25 protein-coding genes are annotated in these 22,416 nt (G+C 70.7%); 10 read left to right on the top strand and 15 right to left on the bottom strand.

Annotation, left to right across the window (positions count from 1 at the left end; genetic code table 11):
• The first annotated feature begins 51 nt into the window (after positions 1-51).
• Positions 52-204 carry a hypothetical protein gene (locus ACZ7M3_RS06410; protein WP_095852725.1) on the top strand — a complete coding sequence of 51 codons (153 nt, stop codon included), beginning with the start codon at positions 52-54 and terminating at the stop codon, positions 202-204.
• Between the two features lie 120 nt (positions 205-324).
• On the opposite strand, the gene ACZ7M3_RS06415 is transcribed toward ACZ7M3_RS06410, so the two are convergent.
• The 3 genes from ACZ7M3_RS06415 to ACZ7M3_RS06425 all read right to left on the bottom strand — a co-directional run bounded on the left by ACZ7M3_RS06415 (position 325) and on the right by ACZ7M3_RS06425 (position 2,833).
• Complete coding sequence (locus tag ACZ7M3_RS06415) at positions 325-930, bottom strand: MarC family protein (RefSeq protein ID WP_355307286.1); 606 nt, start codon at positions 928-930, stop codon at positions 325-327.
• Positions 931-1,124: 194 nt separating this feature from the next.
• The gene (locus ACZ7M3_RS06420) at positions 1,125-1,982 is read right to left on the bottom strand and encodes a PHP domain-containing protein (RefSeq protein WP_472061256.1); all 858 of its coding nucleotides are present in this window, start codon (positions 1,980-1,982) and stop codon (positions 1,125-1,127) included.
• A gap of 209 nt (positions 1,983-2,191) precedes the next feature.
• A complete protein-coding gene (locus ACZ7M3_RS06425; protein ID WP_099920772.1) occupies positions 2,192-2,833 on the bottom strand; it encodes a DUF6758 family protein in 642 nt (213 codons plus the stop codon).
• A 189-nt stretch (positions 2,834-3,022) separates the two neighbouring features.
• Between ACZ7M3_RS06425 and ACZ7M3_RS06430 the strand changes: the two genes are divergently transcribed.
• Entirely contained in the window at positions 3,023-4,276 is a 1,254-nt protein-coding gene (locus ACZ7M3_RS06430) for an MFS transporter (protein WP_472061258.1), read from the top strand.
• A 64-nt stretch (positions 4,277-4,340) separates the two neighbouring features.
• On the opposite strand, the gene ACZ7M3_RS06435 is transcribed toward ACZ7M3_RS06430, so the two are convergent.
• Positions 4,341-4,925, bottom strand: coding sequence for a suppressor of fused domain protein (locus ACZ7M3_RS06435; protein ID WP_267062759.1), 585 nt, complete (start codon positions 4,923-4,925; stop codon positions 4,341-4,343).
• Positions 4,926-5,474: 549 nt separating this feature from the next.
• Between ACZ7M3_RS06435 and ACZ7M3_RS06440 the strand changes: the two genes are divergently transcribed.
• Positions 5,475-6,587: a magnesium and cobalt transport protein CorA gene (locus tag ACZ7M3_RS06440; RefSeq protein ID WP_351307102.1), complete on the top strand. Its 1,113-nt coding sequence runs from the start codon at positions 5,475-5,477 to the stop codon at positions 6,585-6,587.
• 43 nt (positions 6,588-6,630) lie between these two features.
• Positions 6,631-7,176 carry a hypothetical protein gene (locus tag ACZ7M3_RS06445; RefSeq protein WP_472061260.1) on the top strand — a complete coding sequence of 182 codons (546 nt, stop codon included), beginning with the start codon at positions 6,631-6,633 and terminating at the stop codon, positions 7,174-7,176.
• A gap of 200 nt (positions 7,177-7,376) precedes the next feature.
• Here ACZ7M3_RS06445 and ACZ7M3_RS06450 read toward each other — a convergent pair whose 3' ends face one another.
• Positions 7,377-8,138: a hypothetical protein gene (locus tag ACZ7M3_RS06450; RefSeq protein ID WP_472061262.1), complete on the bottom strand. Its 762-nt coding sequence runs from the start codon at positions 8,136-8,138 to the stop codon at positions 7,377-7,379.
• Positions 8,139-8,441: 303 nt separating this feature from the next.
• On the opposite strand from ACZ7M3_RS06450, the gene ACZ7M3_RS06455 reads away from it, so the two are divergent.
• Genes ACZ7M3_RS06455 through ACZ7M3_RS06465 form a run of 3 tightly spaced genes read left to right on the top strand, consistent with a single transcriptional unit; the run spans position 8,442 to position 11,614 of the window.
• Positions 8,442-9,863: a magnesium transporter MgtE N-terminal domain-containing protein gene (locus ACZ7M3_RS06455; RefSeq protein WP_472061264.1), complete on the top strand. Its 1,422-nt coding sequence runs from the start codon at positions 8,442-8,444 to the stop codon at positions 9,861-9,863.
• Complete coding sequence (locus ACZ7M3_RS06460; RefSeq protein ID WP_472061266.1) at positions 9,853-10,437, top strand: DUF1003 domain-containing protein; 585 nt, start codon at positions 9,853-9,855, stop codon at positions 10,435-10,437. Before ACZ7M3_RS06455 ends, ACZ7M3_RS06460 begins: the two co-directional genes overlap by 11 nt.
• A gap of 43 nt (positions 10,438-10,480) precedes the next feature.
• Positions 10,481-11,614, top strand: a complete 1,134-nt coding sequence (locus ACZ7M3_RS06465) for an Mrp/NBP35 family ATP-binding protein (RefSeq protein WP_351307112.1) — start codon at positions 10,481-10,483, stop codon at positions 11,612-11,614.
• A 187-nt stretch (positions 11,615-11,801) separates the two neighbouring features.
• Here ACZ7M3_RS06465 and ACZ7M3_RS06470 read toward each other — a convergent pair whose 3' ends face one another.
• The 5 genes from ACZ7M3_RS06470 to sigE all read right to left on the bottom strand — a co-directional run bounded on the left by ACZ7M3_RS06470 (position 11,802) and on the right by sigE (position 16,948).
• Positions 11,802-12,458 carry a hypothetical protein gene (locus ACZ7M3_RS06470; protein WP_120985369.1) on the bottom strand — a complete coding sequence of 219 codons (657 nt, stop codon included), beginning with the start codon at positions 12,456-12,458 and terminating at the stop codon, positions 11,802-11,804.
• A gap of 180 nt (positions 12,459-12,638) precedes the next feature.
• Complete coding sequence (locus ACZ7M3_RS06475; protein WP_351307114.1) at positions 12,639-13,088, bottom strand: sec-independent translocase; 450 nt, start codon at positions 13,086-13,088, stop codon at positions 12,639-12,641.
• Between the two features lie 210 nt (positions 13,089-13,298).
• Positions 13,299-15,131 (bottom strand): S1C family serine protease, encoded by a 1,833-nt coding sequence (locus ACZ7M3_RS06480; RefSeq protein ID WP_472061268.1) that lies wholly within the window; start codon positions 15,129-15,131, stop codon positions 13,299-13,301.
• A gap of 138 nt (positions 15,132-15,269) precedes the next feature.
• Positions 15,270-16,250 carry an anti-sigma factor family protein gene (locus ACZ7M3_RS06485; protein ID WP_472061270.1) on the bottom strand — a complete coding sequence of 327 codons (981 nt, stop codon included), beginning with the start codon at positions 16,248-16,250 and terminating at the stop codon, positions 15,270-15,272.
• On the bottom strand, positions 16,247-16,948 hold the full coding sequence (gene sigE / locus ACZ7M3_RS06490) for an RNA polymerase sigma factor SigE (protein WP_054228218.1): 702 nt from the start codon (positions 16,946-16,948) through the stop codon (positions 16,247-16,249). Before sigE ends, ACZ7M3_RS06485 begins: the two co-directional genes overlap by 4 nt.
• A 414-nt stretch (positions 16,949-17,362) precedes the next feature.
• Here sigE and ACZ7M3_RS06495 point away from each other — a divergent pair, with 414 nt between their 5' ends.
• Positions 17,363-17,887: an O-methyltransferase gene (locus tag ACZ7M3_RS06495; protein ID WP_054228219.1), complete on the top strand. Its 525-nt coding sequence runs from the start codon at positions 17,363-17,365 to the stop codon at positions 17,885-17,887.
• A gap of 145 nt (positions 17,888-18,032) precedes the next feature.
• On the opposite strand, the gene ACZ7M3_RS06500 is transcribed toward ACZ7M3_RS06495, so the two are convergent.
• Together ACZ7M3_RS06500 and ACZ7M3_RS06505 are read right to left on the bottom strand one after the other, a co-directional pair.
• A complete protein-coding gene (locus ACZ7M3_RS06500; RefSeq protein WP_003966491.1) occupies positions 18,033-18,200 on the bottom strand; it encodes a DUF3117 domain-containing protein in 168 nt (55 codons plus the stop codon).
• 143 nt (positions 18,201-18,343) lie between these two features.
• Positions 18,344-18,508 (bottom strand): hypothetical protein, encoded by a 165-nt coding sequence (locus ACZ7M3_RS06505; RefSeq protein ID WP_179436445.1) that lies wholly within the window; start codon positions 18,506-18,508, stop codon positions 18,344-18,346.
• Between the two features lie 64 nt (positions 18,509-18,572).
• Between ACZ7M3_RS06505 and chcB the strand changes: the two genes are divergently transcribed.
• On the top strand, positions 18,573-19,376 hold the full coding sequence (gene chcB, locus ACZ7M3_RS06510) for a 2-cyclohexenylcarbonyl CoA isomerase (protein ID WP_351307121.1): 804 nt from the start codon (positions 18,573-18,575) through the stop codon (positions 19,374-19,376).
• A gap of 81 nt (positions 19,377-19,457) precedes the next feature.
• Here the strand turns inward: chcB and ACZ7M3_RS06515 are convergent, their stop codons facing one another.
• Together ACZ7M3_RS06515 and ACZ7M3_RS06520 are read right to left on the bottom strand one after the other, a co-directional pair.
• The gene (locus ACZ7M3_RS06515; protein WP_472061272.1) at positions 19,458-20,039 is read right to left on the bottom strand and encodes a DNA-3-methyladenine glycosylase I; all 582 of its coding nucleotides are present in this window, start codon (positions 20,037-20,039) and stop codon (positions 19,458-19,460) included.
• Positions 20,036-20,386, bottom strand: coding sequence for a DivIVA domain-containing protein (locus ACZ7M3_RS06520; protein WP_054228222.1), 351 nt, complete (start codon positions 20,384-20,386; stop codon positions 20,036-20,038). Before ACZ7M3_RS06520 ends, ACZ7M3_RS06515 begins: the two co-directional genes overlap by 4 nt.
• Positions 20,387-20,577: 191 nt before the next feature.
• Here ACZ7M3_RS06520 and folP point away from each other — a divergent pair, with 191 nt between their 5' ends.
• Complete coding sequence (gene folP / locus ACZ7M3_RS06525) at positions 20,578-21,438, top strand: dihydropteroate synthase (protein WP_054228223.1); 861 nt, start codon at positions 20,578-20,580, stop codon at positions 21,436-21,438.
• A gap of 140 nt (positions 21,439-21,578) precedes the next feature.
• On the opposite strand, the gene ACZ7M3_RS06530 is transcribed toward folP, so the two are convergent.
• Positions 21,579-22,337 (bottom strand): LOG family protein, encoded by a 759-nt coding sequence (locus ACZ7M3_RS06530; RefSeq protein WP_097224846.1) that lies wholly within the window; start codon positions 22,335-22,337, stop codon positions 21,579-21,581.
• Positions 22,338-22,416 lie beyond the last annotated feature (79 nt).

Genomic DNA, 22,416 nt, shown 5'->3' on the forward strand with positions numbered 1-22,416 from the left:
CCCACACCAGTAGTTCTCCTCAGGAGGATGACCAGACGAAGGGAGAAGCCCATGCGCTTCGAAATCATGCGACTCGACGATGTCGACGGCACGCCCGTGGACACCACCGTTGTAGACGCCGCCTCCGTCAACCGGATCGTTCAGCAGGCCGCCGCCATCGGGCAGCGACTGTGGATCCGCCCGGCCGAATCGTCCGCTTCATAACATTTCAGAGCAGTTCGAAGCATCACGGAGCAGTTCGCCTCCGGGCGAACGCCTTCAGATTTCAAAGCCCCGTACGGCACGACGCCGTACGGGGCTTTGCGCGTTCTCACCGACTCACGGTCAGCTCGTCCGGATCACCTGCGTGATCCCGTTGATGATCTGCTGCACGGCGATCGCGGACAGCATCATGCCCGCGAGCCGGGTCACCAGCACGACACCGCCGTCCTTGATGACGCGGATGATCAGCAGCGAGTAGCGCATGACCACCCACAGGACGACGTGGATGGCGAGGATCGCGGCCCACACGGACACCTGGGTGGCGACGGTGTCGGCCTTCTGGACCGCGAGGATCACCGACACGATCGCGCCGGGGCCCGCGAGCAGCGGCATGCCGAGCGGTACGAGGGCGACGTTGACGTCCTTGGTCTGCTTGGGCTCGTCGGTCTTGCCGGTCAGCAGGTCGAGGGCGATCAGCAGGAGCAGCAGCCCGCCCGCGATCATCAGCGCGGGCACGGACACATGCAGGTAGTCGAGGATCTGGTGGCCGAGGAGGCCGAAGACGGCGATCACTCCGCCGGCCACGCAGACGGCCTGGAGGGCCATCCGCCTCTGCACCTTGGCGGGGCGTCCCGCGGTGAGCGCGAGGAAGATCGGGGTGATCCCGGGGGGATCCATGATGACGAAGAGGGTGAGGAAGAGGGAGCCGAAGACGGCGACGTCGAACATGAGTGAATGAGGCCTTGCGGAGGTGGGGAGATCGGCGCGGCGAGATCTGCCGCCACCGCTGGGGGAAGGCGTTCCGCCGGGCGGAACGGAGGCACACGGCGGCCGGCTTCGGGCACATTGCCGGGCACATTGCCGCGCGCTTTTTCAGGTGCTCTGTCGGGTGCTTCGAGGAACCTGGGGCGCGAAGGCGGGCGTCAGGCTCCGCCGGCGCCCGGGACGGGGAACGCCCCGGTCGCACGCCGGGTGATCTCGCCGTACACCTCGGGGTCGGTGGTGAACTCCCCGAGCACGCAGGTCTTGCGGCTGCCGTGGTAGTCGCTGGATCCGGTGGCGAGCAGTCCCAGGTCGGCGGCGAGGCCGCGCAGCCGGGCGCGGGTGGCCGGCTCGTGGTCCATGTGGTCCACCTCGATGCCGTCGAGCCCGGCGGCGGCCAGGTCGGCGATCGCGGACTCCGGCACGGTCCGGCCGCGCTTGGCGGCGGCCGGGTGCGCGAACACGGTCACGCCGCCCGCGGCCTTGACGCGGCGGATCGCCTCGAAGGGGTCGGTCTCGTGCTTGGGGACGTAGGCCCGCCCGCCGTCGGCCAGCCAGTCCTGCGTGAAGGCGTCGGAGACGCTGTCCACGACCCCCAGCTCGACCAGGGCGGAGGCGACGTGCGGTCGCCCGACGGATCCGTCGCCCGCGATGCGCGCGACCTGCTCCCAGGTGACCGGCACACCGAGCTCCTGGAGCTTGGCGACCATGGCCCGGGCGCGCGGCACGCGGTCGTCGCGCACCAGCTCGCGCTCGGCGAGCAGCCCGGGCTCCTCGGGGTCGAAGAGGTAGGCCAGCATGTGCATGCTGATGCCGTCGAGGCGGCAGGAGAGCTCGGCGCCCGTGACGAGGGTGAGCCCCTCGGGCAGCGCGGCCAGCGCCTCCGCATACCCGCGGGTCGTGTCGTGATCGGTCAGCGCGACGACGTCGAGACCGGCGGCGCCGGCGTTGCGCACCAGCTCGGCGGGGGTGTCCGTACCGTCGGAGGCGGTGGAGTGGGTGTGCAGATCGATGCGCACGACGCGGACTCCAGGCGATGACGGGGTGAGAGGGGACGCTCAAGCATAACGGGAGCTCCGAGCCTCTTGTCACACCCACAAGCACCGGGCACCCCCTACAAGCGACCTGCGCGAAGCGCCCCGCCAGGGGCGCGGGGAACAGCGCGCTCAGCCGACGACCACCCGCACGCATCCACCCGCCCAAGGCACCTCCGCACCACAGCGGAGCGCTACGGCTCCAGGATCCGTGGCGACAACGCCCCGCACGGCAACAGATCCACCTCCGCCCCCGCATCCCGCAGATCCGTCAGCACCAGCTCGTCGTACATCAGCAGCCCCGACTGCTCGGGCCACACCACCGCCCACACCCACAGCCCCAGCGCCTCGCCCGCGAAGACGGCACGGTCGTCGGGGCTGCCGGTCACATGCCAGAGCGGGGTCGGGCGGCCGGCCGCGAGGACCTTCGCCTGGGGTGGTTTCTCGACGTTCATGTACGGCCCCGGGTCGGGTCCGTCGATGCCCGCGTACCGCGCGCCGAGGCCGACGCCGAGCTCCTCGGCGACGAGGATCAGCTCCCCTATGCCGCCCAGCGGTCCGGGGCCCGAACAGGCCACGGCCGTCGCGCGCCCTCCGCTGCGATCGTCACCGGCGAAGGCCGCGCCGGTGAACAGCCAGCCGACCGGCAGCGGCCACGGCATCCACACCGGCACCTGGGCACGGTGCACCACGACACCGAGGGCCTCGACGCTGGGCGGGATCACGGGCTGCAGCGGATACACGGCCCCATGCGCATCGCACTGCCAGGAGTCGGCAAAGAGGCCGGGAGCCCTGACCCGGCCACCACACTTCGGGCAACTGGGTTCGCCCCTCATAGGGCCCCACGGTCCTCCCCGTATTTCGCCGCGTCAAGGACGATCACCCGTCCGGAGCGCGCCGGTCACCCGATGGAACTAGATGCAGCTTGCATTAATTAGCCCTCCTAACTTATTATGTGCATACGCCAACGATCCAGCCATCGATCCATGGCCACCGATCTCTCCCTACGCAGTCGAGGAGCGAGCATGACCAACACCACGGGAGGTCCCGCCGAGGGGGACACATTCGACGCCGGCGCGGGCAGCATCCTGCGGCAGCCGAAGGCCGTCTGGGCGACCGCCGGCGCATCCGTCGTCGCCTTCATGGGCATCGGGCTCGTCGACCCGATCCTGCCCTCCATCGCCAAGGGCCTGGACGCCACCCCGAGTCAGGTCTCGCTGCTGTTCACCTCGTACTTCCTGATCACCGCGGTCGCGATGCTGGTGACCGGCTTCGTCTCCAGCCGCATCGGCGGCAAGAAGACCCTGCTGCTCGGCCTCGCCCTCGTCGTGGTCTTCGCGGGGCTCGCGGGCACGTCGGGCTCGGTCGGCGAACTCGTCGGCTTCAGGGCCGGCTGGGGTCTGGGCAACGCGCTGTTCGTCTCCACCGCCCTCGCCGTGATCGTCGGCGCGGCGGCCGGCGGCAGCGCCGCGGCGATCCTGCTCTACGAGTCCGCGCTCGGCCTCGGCATGGCGTGCGGGCCGCTGCTCGGCGCCCTGCTCGGCAACGCCAGCTGGCGCTACCCCTTCTTCGGCACCGCGTTCCTGATGGCGGTCGGCTTCCTGTGCATCACGGCGTTCCTGAAGGAGCAGCCGAGGCCCGCGAAGAAGACCTCACTGCTCGACCCGATCAAGGCGCTCGGCCACGGCGGCCTCGCCTCGGCTGCCGTGTCGGCGTTCTTCTACAACTACACGTTCTTCACCGTGCTGGCCTTCACCCCGTTCGTGCTGAACATGACCCCCTACAAGTCGGGCGCCGTGTTCTTCTGCTGGGGCCTGCTGCTCGCCGTCTTCTCAGTGATCGTCGCGCCGCGGATGCAGGCACGGTTCGGCTCGCTCAAGGTGCTGGGCGGCTCCCTGGTCCTGCTCGCCGCCGACGTGCTCGTGCTCGGGTACGGCAACCACACCGCGGCCGTGGTCTGCACGATCCTGTCGGGCGCCTTCATCGGCGTGAACAACACCGTCTACACCGAGTTGGCGCTCGGCGTGTCGGACGCGCCGCGCCCGGTGGCGAGCGCCGGCTACAACTTCGTCCGCTGGTTCGCCGCCGCGGCCGCGCCCTACTTCGCGCCGAAGATCGAGGAGTGGAGCGACATCCACATCCCGTTCGTGGTCGCCGCGATCACCGCCGTGATCGGAGCGGTCGTGGTGTTCGTACGCCGGAACGCGCTCTCCCACGAGGCCGAGGAGCTCCAGCCGATGCACGCCACCGAGGACAGTGTGACCGTGTTCGCCAACTGACTGTTTTCGGCCAGGAAACCGGCCTGGTCTCAGGCCGGCGGAAAAGAAACGGGTCAAGAAGTGCTCAGTCCAGCGGAACGGACCTGCGCGAGGGATCGCGCAGGTCCGTTCCGCCGTTCAGCCAGCGCTCCTGAAGGGCCCCGGCGCCGTGCACGCGCTTCCAGGCGGCCTCGTTCGGCGTCATCGGGAGCAGCGGCAGGAACCGTACGGGATCGGCGGGCGCGTCCAGCTCCAGGTCCTCGACCAGGCCACCGGACTCCGCGACCAGGACCGAGGTGAACGGCGCGCCGGGCCACAGCGCGCCGCCCACGTCGAGCGAGGCGCCGGGGGCCACGATCAGCCCCTCGACCTGCGGGGACGCGGCGAGCACGGCGAGCGGGCGGAGCACCTTGTCGGTGTCGGCGACACCGGGGCGGACGGACAGGACCAGCTCCGCGCGCGGGCCCTTCACCGGGTCGGCGAGGACCGCCGTGGGGTCCGCCATCGGCTGGGCGGACATACCGAGCGTGGCGTAGCGGACGACGTCACCCTCTGTGAAGCGCAGCACTTCGATACGGTCGGTGCCGAGGAAGGTGACCGCGGCCCGGGCGTCGGGTTCGCCCAGCGCGGAGCGCAACCGGGCCTCGACCAAAGGAAGAACATCAGCCATGAGCCGAGCATAGAACTCGTCAGTAACGGGCAAAGCAGCGGCTTGACGCTTCAGTGCGCTGATAGTCTTGGCCGCTGGTCGGGGCAGCACGCAGAAGCGTCGCTCTCAAGCTCCGACGCACTGAGACTGACTGTCTTCCCCACGGGGGAAGCCAGCTCCCCCACGGGGGATGGATCGTCCCTCACGGGGGACCGACCGGAGGAGGTGGGGCTGCAATGGACCGAAGTCGACCTGGCAGTACCACCCGCTCTTCCGGTCGCTGAAGTTCTGTAGCTGGTTCCAGCCGCTCCCCGGCTCCCGTAGCTCTGTCGGCTGCTTCCTCCTGCAAACGTGTGCATACGTGTCAGCGTTGTCCCGGTGCACCACGGAAGAGCGCTTCGTTTCCGCCTGATACATCCGATCTGTCTGATCTGAATCAGTAGCGAAGCTGCCACCGCGACGGTGCGGTGCTCCCCGCTTTGTGGACGTGCCAAACATCCGCAGTCTGGACGTCCCCATTCCGGGTAGTTTCAACCGTCGTCGGTCGCCTCCGTTGCGAAGGAGCCCGTCATGTCGATGATTCGTGACCTGCGTGCCGCGGTCCGTCCCCGTCCCTCGCTGCGCAAGGACAGTGGCTCGTACGACCACACCCGCGCCCCCGGGACCAACTCCGCCGTGGTCGACTGCGCCGTCTACCGCGACGGCGCCCGCGTCCAGACCCCCGAGCCGCTGACGCCCCAGGAGGCGATGCGGCTGGTGCACCGCGACGGCGGTTTCGTGTGGATCGGTCTGCACGAGCCCACGGAGGCCGAATTCGCCGGTATCGCGGGCGAGTTCGGACTGCACCCGCTGGCCGTCGAGGACGCCGTCCAGGCCCACCAGCGACCCAAGCTGGAGCGCTACGACGACTCCCTGTTCACCGTCTTCAAGACCATCCACTACGTCGAGCACGACGAGCTCACCGCCACCAGCGAGATCGTGGAGACCGGCGAGGTCATGTGCTTCACCGGGCGGGACTTCTTCATCACCGTCCGGCACGGCGGGCAGGGCTCGCTGCGCGCGCTGCGGCACCGGCTGCAGGACGACCCCGAGCTGCTCGCCAAGGGCCCCTCCGCCGTGCTGCACGCCATCGCCGACCACGTCGTCGACGGGTACATCGCGGTCGCGGACGCCGTGCAGGACGACATCGACGAGGTGGAGACCGAGGTCTTCTCGCCGGGCCGCAAGGGCACCCCGCGCGGCACGGACGCCGGCCGCATCTACCAACTCAAGCGCGAGGTGCTGGAGTTCAAGCGGGCCGTATCCCCGCTGCTGCGCCCCATGCAGCTGCTGAGCGAGCGCCCGATGCGGCTGATCGACCCGGACATCCAGAAGTACTTCCGCGACGTCGCCGACCACCTCGCCCGCGTCCAGGAGCAGGTCCTCGGCTTCGACGAACTGCTCAACTCCATCCTCCAGGCCAACCTCGCGCAGGCGTCCGTGACGCAGAACGAGGACATGCGCAAGATCACTTCCTGGGCCGCGATCATCGCCGTACCGACGATGGTCTGTGGCGTGTACGGCATGAACTTCGACCACATGCCGGAGCTGCACTGGAAGTACGGCTACCCGCTGGTGCTGGGCGCCACGGTCGGGATGTGTCTGTCGATCCACCGGATCCTGAAGCGCAACGGCTGGCTCTGAGCGCACCGGGTGACCGCCCGGTGCCCCTGGATAGGCTGGGCCCATGACGGAACAGCTGCTCGACCGGGCCCTCGTCGAGGAGGCCACGAAGAAGTCCGGGCTGATCTGGGTGCGGAGCGGCGCCGTGCCGGCGCACGAGGCGCCGGGCGCCGAGGCCCCCACCCGGGCCCTGTGGCACGTGTGGCACGACGGCGCGGCCTGCCTGGTCGGCGACGGGCCCGGAGAGCAGCCGCTTCCCTCGCTCGTCGACGGGGGCGACGCGGTCGTCGTCGTCCGCAGCAAGGACAAGGGCGGGCGGCTGGCCGCGTGGACCGCGCAGGTGGTCGAACTCGCGCCCGGCTCCCCCGCGTGGGAGGCGACCGTCGCCGAGCTCAAGGGCAAGCGTCTGAACGCGCCCGACGGCGAGGAGATGCCGGCCCGCTGGGCCCGCGAGTGCCGGGTGCTGCGCCTGGAGCCCCGGGCGGGCACACTCCCGCTGCCGGACGGCTCGCTGGCCGCCGCGCCCGTCCCGTCCCCGGCGACCACCCGCCGGCCGATCCCGGCCGCCGTACCGCGTCTGCTCTTCAGGAAGCGGGGACGCCGCCGCTAGGTCCGCTCGTCACATTCCCGTCGTCCGCCCGGAGGGCGGGCCCTGCGGCGTCATGGGGGTCCCCTGTTCGAGCGAAGCCGAGAACTTGGGGGCGCGTGCATGGCGTCGCGGGGCTGGGGGCACCTCCCACGCCCTTGAGGCAGTGGGGGAGGGAATGTGACGACAGGGCCCAGGGCCTCTCCGGCGGACCTGCTCCAGGGCTACGACGTCGGCAGTTGCCGACCGTAGTCCACGGTCTCGTCCTTGGCGGGTTCCGCGAGGGCGAAGCCCTTGCCCCAGTCGGTGAGGCTGAGCGTGCCCGCGTCGCCCGCGCGGACCAGGAGCAGCGGGTACGGGGTTCCCTTCAGGGAGACGTCCAGGGTGCCGCCCGCGCCCTTGTCGCCGGTGATGCGGATGGTGCGGACGCCGGACTGCTCGTGGTGGCCGTCCGTGGCGAGGGAGCCGTGCAGGGTCAGCAGACCGTCGAGCAGGACGTCCTTGTCCGTGAAGCTGATGAAGCGCTTGTAGGCCGGGTCGCCGCTCGGGACCTTCACATACTTGCCGTCGAGCTTGTCGGCGGCCGCGGTGTCCGCCGAGGAGGTGGCACCGCTCTTGCCGCCCTGGTGGTTCCAGAACTCGGCGCCGGCCTTGAGGAAGAGATGCCGGCCGACCCGGAGCAGATGGAAGCTCGCGCCCTCCGAGGTGACCGAACCGGTGCCGCCGTCGGACTTCAGCCGCATGTCGAGCTTGTACGTGCGCCCGTTCGACACCACGGTCCCGGCGAGTCGTACCGCCTCGGCCGACGTGGCGGCCTTGCGCGTCTTCGACTGGATCTCGGTGGCGGACAGCTTCCCCACCCCGTTCGTGCCCGCGTCCGGATCCTCACTACCGCACCCCGTCAGCGCCGTCCCCGTCACGAGCAGTGCGCACATCGCGCCCACCAGTGCGGCCCTGCGGGTACGGCCCTGGGAAATCGCAGTCACAGGTAGGGCTGCCTTTCATACGGGTGTCCATGCGCGTGTCCGTGCGGGGGCCCATGCCGGGTGTCCCCAACGGCGTACGGCAGCGTACCGGTGCCGTACGTGCCCGGCGGAGCCAGTCCGTCCGGACCGCTCACCAGGGCGTATCCGACCGGGACGGGCTAGCCTGAAGCCCACCTGAGCGGACAGGTCGGGACCAAACGCCCGTGCGGAGAAAGCCGGCAAGCGTTCGGAGCGACACGCGACCAGCGACGAGCGACCAGCGACACGGAAGAAAGAGCAACACGGAAAGAAGGAGGCGCGGGCATGGCCGCAGGCGCCCCCCGGATCTTCGTCTCGCACCTCGCCGGTGTCGCCGTCTTCGACCCCAGCGGCGACCAGGTGGGCCGCGTGCGGGACCTGGTCGCCATGCTCCGCGTCGGGCGCCGCCCGCCCCGGTTGCTCGGGCTGGTCGTGGAACTCTCCACCCGGCGGCGCATCTTCCTGCCCATGACCCGTGTCATCGGCATCGAGTCCGGAGAGGTCATCACCACCGGTGTCCTGAACGTGCGCCGCTTCGAGCAGCGGCCCACCGAGCGGCTGGTCTTCGGTGAACTGCTCGACTGCCGGGTCCGGCTCGTCGAGAGCGGCGAGGAGGTGACCGTGCTCGACGTGTCCGTCCAGCAGCGGCCGGCCCGCCGGGAGTGGGAGATCGGCCGCGTCTTCGTGCGCAAGGGCCGCAGCGGGACCTTCCGGCGCACCAAGGGCGAGACGATGACCGTCGACTGGTCCGCCGTCACCGGGTTCTCGCTGGAGGAGCACGGACAGGGCGCCGAGAGCCTCCTCGCCACCTTCGAGCAGCTGCGCGCGGCCGACCTGGCCAATGTCCTGCACCACCTGTCGCCGAAACGGCGCGGGGAGGTGGCCGCCGCCCTGAACGACGACCGCCTCGCCGACGTCCTGGAGGAGCTCCCCGAGGACGACCAGATCGAGATCCTGGGCAAACTCAAGGAGGAGCGCGCCGCCGATGTCCTGGAGGCGATGGACCCCGACGACGCGGCCGACCTGCTCGCCGAACTGCCCGAGGACGACGTGGAGCGGCTGCTGATGCTGATGCGGCCCGACGACGCGGCCGACGTACGACGGCTGATGTCGTACGAGGAGCGAACCGCCGGCGGTCTGATGACGACCGAGCCCATCGTGCTGCGGCCCGACGCCACGGTCGCCGACGCGCTCGCCCGGGTCCGCAACCCCGACCTGTCCCCGGCGCTCGCCGCGCAGGTGTACGTGTGCCGCCCACCGGACGAGACACCGACCGGCAAGTACCTGGGCACGGTGCACTTCCAGCGGCTGCTGCGCGACCCGCCGTACACGCTGGTCAGCTCGATCCTCGAAGGCGATCTGCAGGTGCTCGCGCCGGACGCGGCGCTGCCCGTCGTCGCGGGCTTCTTCGCCACGTACGACATGGTCGCGGCGCCCGTCGTCGACGAGAGCGGCTCACTGCTCGGCGCGGTGACCGTGGACGACGTACTGGACCACATGCTGCCGGAGGACTGGCGCGAGACCGAGTTCCATCTGCACGAGGACGAACCACAGGACGAGCGTCTGGACGAACCTCAGGACGGGCGCCTGCGCCAACCCGAGGACGACCGCGAGGACGACCGCGAGGACGACCGGGGAGACGACGCGGAAGACGACCAGGAAGACGCCCGTGAAGGCGTGGACGAAGGGGGGCGCGATGGGACCTGACCGCGAGACCCGCGAACGGGCCGCCACCGGGGCGACCGCCGCCACCCGGCCCCGCACCCGCCTCGACCAGCCGTTGCCGCCGCGCCGCCGGCTGGTGCCCGAGTGGGACCCGGAGGCCTTCGGGCGGCTGTCGGAGCGGATCGCGCGCTTCCTCGGCACCGGACGGTTCATCGTCTGGATGACGGTCGTCATCATCGTGTGGCTGGTGTGGAACATCGCGGCACCGCGCCATCTGCGCTTCGACCCGTACCCGTTCATCTTCCTGACCCTGATGCTCTCGCTCCAGGCCTCCTACGCCGCCCCGCTGATCCTCCTCGCGCAGAACCGCCAGGACGACCGCGACCGGGTCAACCTCGAACAGGACCGCAAGCAGAACGAGCGCTCGATCGCGGACACCGAGTACCTCACCCGCGAGATCGCCGCCCTGCGCATGGGCCTCGGCGAGGTGGCCACCCGCGACTGGATCCGCTCCGAATTCCAGGACCTGATCAGGGAGCTGGAGGAACACAGCGCCGACCGCCGGGTCGTATTCCCGGCAGAACGGCCGCCGCGACGTGACGTAGGCGACCGCTGACGGGGCTTTCCGGGCCCCGGGCCGGGCGCCGTACCATCGTCCTATGGCTACGGAAGACGCGGTGCGTGAAGCACTGGCGACGGTGAACGACCCCGAGATCCAGCGACCCATCACCGAGCTGGGGATGGTCAAATCGGTGGAGATCGGTGCGGATGGCGCGGTCGCGGTCACCGTGTATCTGACCGTCTCCGGCTGCCCGATGCGCGAGACCATCACGAAGAACGTGACGGAGGCGGTCTCGGCGGTCGAGGGTGTCACCCGCGTCGACGTGACCCTGGACGTGATGAGCGACGAGCAGCGCAAGGAGCTGGCGACCGCGCTGCGCGGCGGCCAGACCGAGCGCGAGGTGCCCTTCGCCAAGCCGGGCTCACTCACGCGCGTGTACGCGGTCGCCTCCGGCAAGGGCGGTGTCGGCAAGTCCTCGGTGACCGTGAACCTCGCGGCGGCGATGGCGGCCGACGGCCTCAAGGTCGGCGTGGTCGACGCGGACATCTACGGCCACTCGGTGCCCCGCATGCTCGGCGTCGACGGCCGTCCGACCCAGGTCGAGAACATGATCATGCCGCCGTCCGCGAACGGCGTGAAGGTCATCTCCATCGGCATGTTCACCCCGGGCAACGCACCGGTGGTCTGGCGCGGCCCGATGCTCCACCGCGCCCTCCAGCAGTTCCTGGCGGACGTCTTCTGGGGCGACCTGGACGTCCTGCTCCTCGACCTCCCGCCGGGCACGGGCGACATCGCGATCTCGGTGGCCCAGCTGGTCCCGAACGCGGAGATCCTGGTCGTCACCACCCCGCAGCAGGCGGCGGCCGAGGTCGCCGAGCGCGCGGGCTCCATCGCCGTCCAGACCCACCAGAAGATCGTGGGCGTGGTCGAGAACATGTCGGGCCTGCCGTGCCCGCACTGCGGCGAGATGGTCGACGTCTTCGGCACGGGCGGCGGTCAGAGCGTCGCCGACGGCCTGACCCGCACCACCGGCGCGAGCGTTCCCGTCCTCGGCTCCATCCCGATCGACGTCCGCCTCCGCGAGGGCGGCGACGAGGGCAAGCCGGTCGTCCTGACCGACCCGGAGTCCCCCGCGGGCTCCGCCCTGCGCGCCATCGCCGGCAAGCTCGGCGGCCGCCAGCGCGGCCTGTCCGGCATGTCCCTGGGCATCACCCCGAGGAACAAGTTCTAGCCCATTCCCCGGCAGCACGTAGAGCAGGGGCGCCCCGCTGAGGAGCGCCCCGAAGGGGCGCGGAGCTGTGACATATGCGGCTCCGCCGCGTGGGCGCGACCAGCCAGAACCGGCCCGCAGCCGCCGAACGAGCCGAAGTCCCACATCGGCCCGCGTCCTCGTCCCCCTCCCGGAGGGCAGGGCACCGTCACGCGTACGCCGCGATGTCCTTGATCTTGGCGAAGGCCAACCCGTACGCGCTCATCCCCCGCCCGTACGCCCCCACATGGACCCCCTCCTGGGTGGAGCCCGCGAGGACCCAGCCGAACTCCAGCTCGCGGTAGTGGAACGGCGTGGGGACGCCGTCCACGGGGAGGGACAGCGAGGACCAGTCGGGCCCTTCGAGGTCGTCCGCGAGGACCCACGCCGTCTCGGTCTGCTGGTCCAGCCAGTTGTCCCGCCGGGTGTGGTCCATCTGGCCGGGCCAGGTGAAGGACAGCAGCCCCACACCGGCCAGCCAGGCCGCCGAGGACACTGATGTGGCCTCAAGGAGCCCGGTACCGTCCGCGCTGCGGCGCGAGGGGTTGGCCGCGACGGTCACCACGACCGCGAACCGCTCCTTGTCCTCCGTCGACTCGCTGCGCACCGAGGGCTCTTCCCCGTGCCCGATCGAACCGTGCTCGACGGCACCTTCCGCCGACGTACCGACCTGCATCAGCCAGCGCGGCCCCGTGAAGGCCTCGTCGAGGCCGTACCACGGGAAGGGCGCCAGCAGGTAGCCGTCTACCGTGCGGCGGGCGGAGGGGACCTGCTGTCCGTCTTCCGCGGCCGGCGCCTGCGCGCCTACCCGACTTGTCGTCTCCATCTGCCCGGACGCCTCCTTGCTCTCGTCGGACCGGGTGGCCCGCCCCCCTCGGGCGTCCTCAGCGGTCCGCACAACAACTGGGCAGCATAGCCACACCGCCCCGAGCAGCAGGGAAAGCACCCGGCGCGTGGGACACGCACGTGCCGTTTTCAGCCCGTGTCACACGCCTGCGGGTACGACTCAGGTGGCGTCCGCGTCGAAGGGCGGGCGCTCGTCCGGATCGGTCTTCTCGGGCTTCTTGGTCATGTCGATCGGGCCGCCGGAGGAACCGGAGGACGAGGACGGGGAAGACGAAGAGGAGTCCGTGTCGCGGCTGTGCACCGCGTCCGTGACCTCGGCCATCTCCTTCTTCAGGTCGAAGCCGTTGCGGATCTCCTTGAGCCCCAGCTCGTCGTTGTCCAGCTGCTTGCGGATGAACGTCTTGGGGTTGAGGTCCTCGAACTCGAAGTCCTTGAACTCCGGGCCGAGTTCCTCACGGATGTCCGCCTTGGCGCTCTCCGAGAACTCGCGGATCTTGCGGATGGTGCGGGTGACGTCCTGGATCATCTTCGGGAGCTTGTCCGGACCGAAGACGAGCACGGCGAGGACAACGAGCGTCACCAGCTCGAGCGGTCCTATGTCATTGAACACCTGAAGCTCCTTGCGATGTCCTCAGTCCTCGGGCCCTCGGGATTCTTCCGTGGTCCGGGCCGGGTCCACGGTACCCGTCGATCCCGTCCGTCCGGAACTGTCCCGGGGCTTCCGGGTTCGTGTACACGACGAGTTTCCCCGGATGTTCGCCGCTCAGCGCGGGCTCGGGGTCCCTCCTGTGAAGTTCATGTCAGTTGCTGTCGAAAGAGGTCAGCCGCCGCTCGCGGAGCCGAGGACCAGGGTGACCGTCCGCTGCGAGCCGCCCCGCCTGAGGGTCAGCCGGAGCCGGTCGCCGGGACGGTGGGCGCGTGTCTTCACGATCAGCTCCTCACCGGAGTGGACGCGCTGTCCGTCGACCTCGGTGATGACGTCGCCGGCCTTGATGCCCGCCCTGGCCCCGGGGCCGCCCGCGGTGACCGGCGCGCCACCCTTCGTCCCGACCCGGGCGCCGTCGCCCGTGTAGTCCATGTCCAGCATGACCCCGATCACCGGGTGGGTCGCCCGGCCGGTGTTGATCAGCTCCTCGGCGACGCGCCTGGCCTGGTTGACGGGGATGGCGAAGCCGAGCCCGATCGAACCGGCCTGGCCGCCCTGGAGGTCGGTGCCGCCGTCGGCGGAGCGGATGGCGCTGTTGATGCCGATGACACGGGCCCTGGTGTCGAGGAGGGGGCCGCCGGAGTTGCCGGGGTTGATGGGCGCGTCGGTCTGCAGCGCGTCGACGTACGAGACGTCGCTCCCGTCGCCCTTCTCGCCGCCCGCCGTGATGGGACGCTCCTTGGCGCTGATGATCCCGGAGGTGACGGTGTTGGCGAGGTCGAAGGGCGCGCCGATGGCGACGACGGGGTCGCCCACCTGGACGCTTTCGGAGTTGCCCAGGGCCATGGGCCGCAGCCCGCCGACTCCCGAGACCTTGACCACCGCGAGGTCGTAGCCGCTGTCGCGCCCGACGACGGTGGCCTTGGCGCTCTCGCCGCCGCTGAACGTCACGGTTATCGCGCCGCCGCTGCCGGCCGGCTCGACCACGTGGTTGTTGGTGAGGATGTGGCCCCGGGTGTCGAGCACGAACCCGGTGCCGGTGTCCGCTTCGCCGGAGCCGCGCACATGCAGGGTGACCACGCTGGGCAGCGCGCGGGCCGCTATCCCGGCCACGCTGTCCGTGGCCCGCCCGGGCGCCTCCTTGGCGGCCTGCGGCAGTGTGACGTCGCCGACCCCGCCGTTGCGCTCCAGATAGGCCCCTACGGCGCCTCCGACGCCTCCGGAGACGAGGGCGAGCGCCACGGCCCCGAGGACCAACGCCTTCCTCGCCCGCTTGCGCCGCTGAGTCTTCGTCTCGACAGCCGCCCCGTTCTGCTGGAGCGGTCCCGGGGCGGCCCAGGGGTCGTAGTTCTGCCACGGGGCGGGGGCCGGGTGGGGATTGCTCGGGTACGGGACCGGGGCCAGGAGCGGCGCCGGGGCCGGAAGCGGGGGCGGGCCCGGGGGCATGGCGGTGCCGTGCGCGGGGGTAACCGCCGGGTGCTGGACGGGCGGGGCGGGCGCCCAGGGGCCCGGCTCGCCGTACGGCGGGGTGCTGTAGGGGTCGGGATCGTGCAGGGGCCGGGGACGGTCTTCGGGGGCCTGCTGCGCCGGTACGGCGGCGACCGGGGCGCGGCCCGCGGGCACGGCGTCCGAGGGACCCCCGACCGCCTCCGCATCCGGCACGCTTCCCTGAAGAACCGCGGCAGGACGCTCCAACTCGAAGTCACCGCCGCCGACACCGCTCCCGGCACCGGGCCCCGCCGGTGCGACGTAAGGCGAACCCGCATCAACCGCACCGGCCACACCCGTCGGAGCCGTGGTCGTCGCCGGGCGGTCCAGTTCGTAGTCCCCGTCGGACTGGTAGTCCCTCTCGGACTGCCGGTCCCCGTCGGAGTTGTGGTGCGCGACGGAGTCGCCGTCCGCCCCGGGTCCGGAGATGTCCTCGACCGGGCCCACCTCGCCGACCCCCGGAGAGACCGGGCGGGGCCGACTCCACCACTTCGCCTTCGTGGGCTTCCCCTCGTTCATGCTCTCCCCACACCTGGCCCGCGGCACAACACGCCGACGGTCACCGCAGATTGCCGACTCCGCGTCCGGGAATCCCTCCGGCGGACGCGGCCCACCCTGGATTCAACCAGGTTCCGGGGCCGGAACGCAGCGGGCCGGTCAGTGGGCGGTACGGGAGGAGGGGGACGGGGAGGAAGAGGGGGACGGGGTGGTGGCCGGGGCGGCGAGCAGGCGCGGAGGCGTGAGGCCGGGCGGCGTCGACCAGGAGGTCTGGGCGATCGGCTGGGACTCGGTGAGCGGATGTATGAGCGGGGACATCGCGGCGGCACCGGCCACCACGGGGGTGGTCAGCGTGTGCATGACGTCGTCTGCCCGGGTCACCGGAGCGGGGACTCCGGGGAGCAGGGGTGCGGACACCGAGGTAGGCACCGCGGGCGCCACGCCGAGCGAACGCTCGCCCTGGGCGAGCAGCGGCCCGTCGGAGCGGCGGCGCTGTGTCTCGGGAGCGGTCGCGGGCCCCGAGCCCGGCGTACGCGCCGGCGTCACATTGCTGCCGCCGGAGCCGCCGCGCGCGTCCGTGGTGTCGGCCGGCACTCCGGTCGACACCCCGCCGAGCGCGACCGCGGCCAGCGACACCGCACCGGCGGCGGCGAAGGCGAAGCGCAGCCCGCGCGAGGCCGATCGGTCGGACTCGTGACGGCTCACGTCATGGATGCGGAAACCGCGCCCGGAGGCGGGCGGCAGCACGTCGCCGTTCGGCGCCGCGGGCACGTACCCGAAGGGCTCTCCGCGCACTCCGAAGACGCCGGTCACCGGGGCTCCGGAGGGGAGTCTTCCGCCGAATCCGCCCCCGCCGAACGGTGAGCCATCACCGCCGTCGAAGTCACCTCCCCCGGGCAGTCCCTGGAGACGGGCCAGGAAGCTCTCGGAGGGGGGCGGAGGGGCGACTTCCGCGAAGACGTTCTTCAGTCGGCGCTGGGCGTCCGCCTCGGCCTTGCACTTCGCGCAGGTGACGAGGTGGGCCAGGACGCGATCGCGCGACTCATGACCGAGCTCTCCGTCCACCAGGGCGGAGAGTCGGTCCCCAAGATGCTGGTCGGCAACACACCGCTCCGTAGAGTTCGGTCGGGATCCACTCACGCGGTCGCGCCCCCTCCTCCCAGCGCCGGAACTCCCGTGATCGCGAAGCCGCGGCGCTCGGCACGGGCCTCGGGAGACCGGTGTGCGAGGGCCTTGCGCAGCTGCGAACGGCCACGGTGGATCCGGCTGCGGACCGTACCGAGCTTGACGCCCAGGGTCGCGGCGATCTCCTCGTACGAAAGTCCCTCGATGTCACAGAGCACGACCGCGGCGCGGAACTCGGGCGCGAGGGTGTCCAGCGCCTGCTGGACGTCCGCGTCGAAGTGCGCGTCGTTGAAGACCTGCTGCGGGGAGGGCTCGCGGCTGGGCAGGCGCTCGGCCGCGTCGTCACCGAGGGCGTCGAAGCGGATGCGCTGCTTGCGGCGCACCATGTCGAGGAAGAGGTTCGTGGTGATGCGGTGCAGCCAGCCCTCGAAGGTGCCGGGCGTGTAGGTCGACAGGGAGCGGAAGACGCGGACGAAGACTTCCTGTGTGAGGTCCTCGGCGTCGTGCTGGTTGCCCGTCAGGCGGTAGGCGAGCCGGTAGACCCGGCCGCTGTGCGTGCTGACGATCTCCTCCCAGGTGGGCGGAGTCCACGCCTGCGACTCCGCGTCGGTGGTGAACGTCGCGGTCTGCGCCGGGGCAGCAGCATGGAACTTGTCAGCGATGTCGGTCACGGATTTCGGCTCACCCGCTGATCTGAGAAGGCGCCGCAGCACCCCTCCCCGATCCACAGGCGCAGCCGCACCTCCCCTGTCGGCTCTGGTGGTGTCCAGTGGAGCCCCTACCATAGCCACCTCGCCCGTTAGCTCCGGATAAGCGGTTTTACGAGAATTTGATACGTGCTCATATGGCTGCGTCAGCATGTGGTCGCCACCCCGCTCCACGGCCCGCTCCGCGCACTGTTCCACCGACTTCCCCCCGCTCTGTTTCCACACCCCTCTAAACGCCTGGTCCCATCTGCGGGTTCCCGGCACCAACGGATACAGTCACGCCCAGGCAACCACGGGGACAGGGAGAGGGTCATTACCGGCAACCGGCAGACGAGCTGGGCGTTCGCCGACGCCTTTGTCGCCGAGGACGAAGCGCTGCGCTGGGCCCGCGACCGGGCCCGCGAGGCAGGGCTGCGCCCGGTGTCGCCCGGCACGGGCGCCGCGCTGCGGTTGCTCGCCGCCACCGTGGACGCGAAAGCGGTGGCGGAGATCGGGACCGGGACCGGCGTATCCGGAATTCATCTGCTGCACGGCATGCGGCCGGACGGGGTACTGACCACCGTCGATCCGGAACCGGACCGCCAGCAGTTCGCCCGCCAGGCCTTCCGCGCGGCCGGCTTCGCCAGCAACCGCGCCCGCTTCATCCCCGGCCGCGCGCTGGACGTTCTGCCCCGGCTCGCGGACGCCGGCTACGACCTCGTCTTCTGCGACGGCGACCGCCTGGAGTGCCTGGACTACCTCGCTGAATCGTTGCGCCTGCTGCGTCCGGGCGGGCTGGTCGTCTTCGAGGGTGTCTTCGCGGACGGCCGCACGGTCGAATCGGGCCCGCAGCCCGCCGAGGTCGGCCGGCTGCGCGAACTGCTGCGCGCGGTGCGCGAGAGCCAGGACCTGGTGCCCTCGTTGCTGCCGGTGGGCGACGGGTTGCTGTGCGGGGTCAAGCGCTGACCGCACGCTCGGCCTCGTACCCGCACCGCACGCCTGAACTGCGTCGATGCGCACAGATACACCGCTGTCGCGCCCCAGGAAAACCACCACCCCGGCACCGAATACGATGCCGGGGCAGCTGAAAAGGGTATGGTCGCGTTCCGCGTCAGCCGACGACCTTCTTGAGGGCGTCGCCGAGCGCGTCGGCCTCGTCAGGGGTCAGCTCGACGACGAGCCGACCGCCGCCTTCGAGCGGAACGCGCATGACGATGCCCCGCCCCTCCTTGGTCACCTCGAGCGGGCCATCGCCCGTCCGCGGCTTCATGGCCGCCATGCTCGTTCCCCTTCCTGAAACCAGCTCATCGTCGCCGACGGCCCCTTGAGGGCACGCACGTCCCCTCATAGGACACACGTCACCGGCATCGAACACATTGCTTCCAGGCCATTATCCCGCATCTCAGGACCCGATGACCAACATCAGTCGGCATCGCTTGCGCAACGCGCTTGAGCAAAACCACTCAATTCGGCGGTGTGACTGCGATACTGCGCCGCTGCATCGACTTCCACGGCGCGGAATTCTTTGACGCAGGTCACATGTCCTGTCCACGCCCGGACCGTGATCTCCGCCATGCTGTCCTGCATGCTGTCCTCACACCAGGACGTACCGCCCGGTACGTCGGAGCCGCGACACCGGAGGAGACCCACCATGTCCGACACCGTGCTCTACGAGGTGAGCGACGGACTCGCGACGATCACGCTGAACCGCCCCGAGGCGATGAACGCGATGAACATCGAGACCAAGGTCGCCCTCCGGGACGCGGCCCAGGCCGCCGCGGCGGACGGCGGCGTACGGGCGATCCTGCTCACCGCCGCGGGTGACCGGGCGTTCTGCGTCGGACAGGACCTCAAGGAGCACATCGGGCTGCTGGCCGCCGACAAGGAGTCGGGGTCGCGGCACACGATGAGCACCGTACGCGAGCACTACAACCCGATCGTGCGTGCCCTGACCGGGGCCCCGAAGCCCGTGGTGGCCGCGGTGAACGGCGTCGCCGCGGGGGCAGGCTTCGGCTTCGCCCTCTGCGCCGACTACCGGATCGTCGCCGACACCGCCGCCTTCAACACGTCCTTCGCCGGGGTCGCGCTGACCGCCGACTCGGGCATGTCATGGAACCTGCCGCGGGTGATCGGACCGGGCCGCGCCGCCGATCTGCTGCTCTTCCCGCGCAGCATCACCGCGCAGGAGGCCCTCGAGCTCGGGATCGCCAACCGGCTCGTCCCGTCGTCCGAGCTGCGCGGCGAGGCGGAGAAGGTGGCGCGGGCGCTGGCGGCGGGGCCGACGGTCGCGTACGCCGCGCTGAAGGAGGCCGTGGCGTACGGGCTCACTCATTCTCTGGACGAGACGCTGGAGAAGGAGGACGAGCTGCAGGCGCGGGCCGGGGCGTCCGAGGACCATGTGATCGCGGTGCAGGCGTTCGTCAACAAGGAGAAGCCGAAGTACTTGGGGCGGTAACGCTTCGCTGGATTCGGCGGTCGGAGGTCGGTACGGGAACTGCGGGCCGTCGGTGGCCGGTCGCGCAGTTCCCCGCGCCTCTTAAGGGGCGCTCCTGGCAGTGCAATCCTCCAAGTGGTCGTTCACCAGGCCGCAGGCCTGCATCAGCGCGTACGCCGTGGTCGGACCCACGAAGCGGATGCCGCGCTTCTTGAGGGTCTTGGAGAGGGCCGTCGACTCGTCGGTGACGGCCGGGACGTCGGCCAGCCGCTTCGGGACCGGGCGGGCGGCCGGGTCGGGGGCGAAGGACCAGATCAGCTCGTCCAGCTCGCCCGGCGCCCAGTCGGCCAGCACGCGCGCGTTGGCGACGGTCGCCTCGATCTTGGCGCGGTTGCGGATGATCCCCGGGTCGCCGAGGAGACGCTCCTTGTCGGCGTCCGTGAACGCGGCCACCGAGGCGATCTCGAAGTCGGCGAAGGCGGCACGGAAACCCGGCCGACGGCGCAGGATCGTGATCCAGGACAGGCCCGACTGAAAGGCCTCCAGGCAGAGCCGCTCGTACAGCGCGTCGTCGCCGTGGACCGGGCGGCCCCACTCCTCGTCGTGGTACGAGACGTAGTCCTCGGTGGACAGGGCCCAGGGGCAGCGCAGCGCGCCGTCGGGCCCGGCGAGTGCGTCGCTCACTGCTGCTCCCCCTCGGCCGGCTTGCGCAGCGACATGGTCGCGGTGGCGCGGGCCCCGGCCAGCGCGGCCTCCAGGTCGGCGATCCTGGCGTCCCGCTCGGCGAGCTCGGCGCCGAGTCGGCCGAGGGCGTCGTCCACGTCCGCCATGCGGTAGCCACGGGCGGCGAGCGGGAAGCGCACGGACTCCACGTCCGCGCGGTTCACCGGCCGGTCCTGGGGCAGCGGGTCCACCAGTCGATCGGGCTCGGCGTCGGGAAGGGGGGCGCTCTCGCCGCCGCCCACCACGGACAGTGTCACCGCGGCGACCACGACGGCGAGCGCGACGACCAGGAACAAGAACATGAACATCGCTGAGGTCCCCACGCTCTGGTGCCGACGCGTTGGGCGCCGACGCGAAAGTACTGAAGCTGCTGAAAATGTCTGACGAGTGCCGGAGCGGTCCGGCGCTGAAAGTGTCAGGGTCCGATCGTGCCATGCGAGTCTGACAGTTAAGGTCGCAGGCGGCTAAGCAGCGGGACTTATAGGAGAGGTCACAGGGGATGCTCAGGCTGGGCAGGCACGAATTCGACCCCCACGAGCCGGTGATCATGGCCATCGTGAACCGGACCCCGGACTCCTTCTACGACCAGGGAGCCACCTTCCGCGACGAGCCCGCGCTCGCGCGCGTGGACCAGGCGGTGGCCGAGGGCGCCGCCATCATCGACATCGGCGGGGTCAAGGCCGGGCCCGGCGAAGAGGTGACCGCCGAGGAGGAGGCGCGCCGTACGGTCGGTTTCGTCGCCGAGGTGCGGCGACGGTTCCCGGACGTGATCATCAGCGTCGACACCTGGCGGCACGAGGTCGGGGAGGCGGTCTGCGAGGCGGGGGCGGATCTGCTCAACGACGCGTGGGGTGGCGTGGATCCTCGGCTCGCGGAGGTGGCCGCGCGGTACGGGGTGGGGCTGGTGTGCACCCATGCCGGGGGCGCCGAGCCTCGTACGCGGCCGCATCGGATCGCCTACGACGACGTCGTGGCCGACATTCTGCGGGTGACCGTGGGGCTGGCCGAGCGGGCGGTGGCCCTGGGGGTGCCCCGGGAGTCCGTGTTGATCGACCCCGGGCACGACTTCGGGAAGAACACGCGGCACAGCCTGGAGGCGACTCGGCGGCTGGGCGAGATGGTGGAGACGGGGTGGCCCGTGCTTGTCTCCCTCTCCAACAAGGACTTCGTCGGGGAGACGCTCGACAAGCCGGTGAAGGAGCGGGTGGTGGGGACGTTGGCCACGACGGCGGTGTCGGCGTGGCTGGGGGCGCAGGTGTATCGCGTCCACGAGGTCGCCGAGACGCGTCAGGTCCTGGACATGGTGGCGTCGATCGCGGGCCACCGCCCTCCGACGGTGGCCCGCCGCGGCCTGGCGTAGACCTTCCTCGCCCCCGCCGCCCCTACCCGTCCCATCCCCCACCTGGGAGCTCCGCCCCCAGACCCCCGGGTGCGTTCGTCGGCTGCGGGTGAGTGGGGGCTGGTCGCGCGGTTCCCCGCGCCCCTTGCGGGGCCACTCCGCTAGCGGCCGGCCTCCTTGGAGACCAGGGCCACCGCTTCTTCCACCTCGTCCGTGAGGTGGAAGAGGAGGAGGTCCTTTTCCGAGGCCTTGCCCTGGGCGATCAGGGTGTTCTTGAGCCAGTCGACGAGACCGCCCCAGTACGCCGTGCCGAACAGGACGATCGGGAAGCGGGTGACCTTCTGGGTCTGGACGAGGGTGAGGGCCTCGAAGAGTTCGTCGAGGGTGCCGAGGCCGCCGGGCAGGACCACGAAGCCCTGGGCGTACTTGACGAACATCATCTTGCGGACGAAGAAGTACCGGAAGTTGAGGCCGATGTCGACGTAGGGGTTGAGGCCCTGTTCGAAGGGGAGCTCGATGCCCAGACCGACCGAGATGCCCTTGGCCTCGCAGGCGCCCTTGTTGGCGGCTTCCATCGCGCCGGGCCCGCCCCCCGTGATGACGGCGAAGCCGGCTTCGACCAGGCCTCGGCCGAGCGCGACTCCCGTCTCGTACTCGGGCGAGTCCACCGGTGTACGGGCGGAGCCGAAGACGCTGATCGCGGGCGGGAGTTCGGCGAGCGTGCCGAAGCCTTCGATGAACTCCGACTGGATGCGCAGGACCCGCCAGGGGTCGGTGTGCACCCAGTCGGAGGGGCCGCCCGCGTCCAGCAGCCGCTGGTCCGTGGTGCTCGCCTGCACCTGGCCCCGCCTGCGCAGTACCGGCCCCAGCCGCTGCTCCTCCGGTGGCTGCTTCTTGCCCTCGGGGTTGCCAGTAGCCATGTGCGCTCCCTCCGCTTGCAAGTGGTTCAGCCCCAGCGTAGATCTACGCGGGTTACGGAGGGGGGACATGCGCATGTCC

This window comes from Streptomyces sp. NPDC111656 (assembly GCF_055656965.1).